2 protein-coding genes are annotated in these 1,599 nt (G+C 64.7%); both read left to right on the top strand.

Translation table 11 applies throughout. From position 1 onward, the window contains the following. The coding region (locus tag C1722_RS16345) for a TRCF domain-containing protein (protein WP_280522960.1) at positions 1-979 on the top strand (979 nt) is incomplete at its 5' end. 55 nt (positions 980-1,034) lie between these two features. After that, positions 1,035-1,599, top strand: a 565-nt coding sequence (locus C1722_RS16350; protein ID WP_180995340.1) for a DMT family transporter, incomplete at its 3' end; no start/stop codon positions are given.

Genomic DNA, 1,599 nt, shown 5'->3' on the forward strand with positions numbered 1-1,599 from the left:
CGTCCGCTCGATCGAGGATGCGGTGCGGCGCGTGACGGAGGCCGCAGGCGAGGCGCGCGTCGGCGTAGCGCACGGCCAGATGGGCAAAGACGAGCTCGAGCGCGTCATGGAGGATTTCGTGGCGGGCGAGCTCGATGTGCTCGTGGCGACGACCATCATCGAGAGCGGTATCGACAACCCGCACACCAACACGCTCATCATCGAGGATTCGCAACGGCTCGGCCTTGCCCAGATGTACCAGCTCAAGGGTCGCGTGGGCCGCTCCGCTGCGCAGGCGTACGCCTATTTCATGTTCCCCGAACACATGGCGCTCACCGAAGAAGCCGCAGCCCGTCTGACCGCCATCGACGAGCACAAGGATCTGGGAAGCGGCATGCGCATCGCCATGCGCGACCTCGAGATCAGGGGGGCGGGCAGCCTGCTCGGTGCCGAACAGTCGGGCAACATGAGCGCGGTCGGCTTCGACCTGTTCGCACAGATGCTCGCGCAGGCGGTCAATGCGACGCGCGAAGGCGACGAGAAAGCGGCCGAAGCGCTCCCGCCCGCCCTCTCCGACATATCGGTAAACCTGCCAGCCCACACCTACCTGCCCGAAGAGTACATACCCGATACCGACGAGCGCGTGCTGCTGTACCGCCGGATCGCTTCGGCGGATACGGTCGATGCGGTCGACGAGCTTTACGGTGCCACGATCGCGCGCCGTCCCGAAATGCCGCAAGCGGCAAGGAACTTCTTCGACAAAGCGCGCATCAAGGCGTTCGCCAACGAGCGCGGCATCAAGACCGTATCGGTGGTCGGGGGAAAGCTCACGGTCGAACCCGTTGCGCTCTCGCGCGATACGGTAACCAAGCTGCGCCGCCACAGCGCCCGCTACATCCCGGCTTCGAAGAAATTCTCGATTCCCCTGCGGTATTTCGATGTCGGCGAGGATGACGGGTTGCTCGATGCGATTGCAGGCTTTCTCAAGGAGCTCGTATGACGGCGCGCTTCACGGGCGGCTCGGCACCGGGTTTTGCTGCGGGAATCGGGTGCGCATGAGCGCGCAGGGGCAAGCGGCCCGTCCGCAGCATTTCGTGCGCGGGGTCGCCTGCACGCTTCTCGGAGGTACGCTTTGGGGTTTCTCGGGCGCGTGCGCGCAGTTTCTCCTTGCGGGCGGCTACGGGCTCTCGCCCCTGTTCATCACAAGCGTGCGCATGCTCGGCGCGGGCTTGCTGTTCCTTGCCTACATGCTTGCTGCAAAGCGCGGGATGCTCAAGGCGATGCTCTCAGACCGTCCGACCATACTGCGCATCGCCGTGTTCGGCGTTGTTGGGCTGTTCGCGAACCAGATCACCTACACGGTTGTGATCGGGTACACCAACGCGGGCACCGCGACCGTGCTCCAATGCACCGGTATCGCCTTCGTCATGGTGTTCACCTGCTTCTTCGCAAGAAAGCTGCCGAAGGCGAAAGAGCTCGCCGGTCTCGTGCTCGCCGTCGCGGCGACGGTGCTGATCGCCACGCACGGGGACCTGTCGACGCTCGCCATCCCGTTGCCGGGGCTCATCTGGGGCATCGCGAACGGGCTCGCCTGCGCGTTCTACATCATGTATCCCAAGC

It is taken from the genome of Raoultibacter timonensis (genome assembly GCF_900240215.1).
GTDB lineage: Bacteria > Actinomycetota > Coriobacteriia > Coriobacteriales > Eggerthellaceae > Raoultibacter > Raoultibacter timonensis.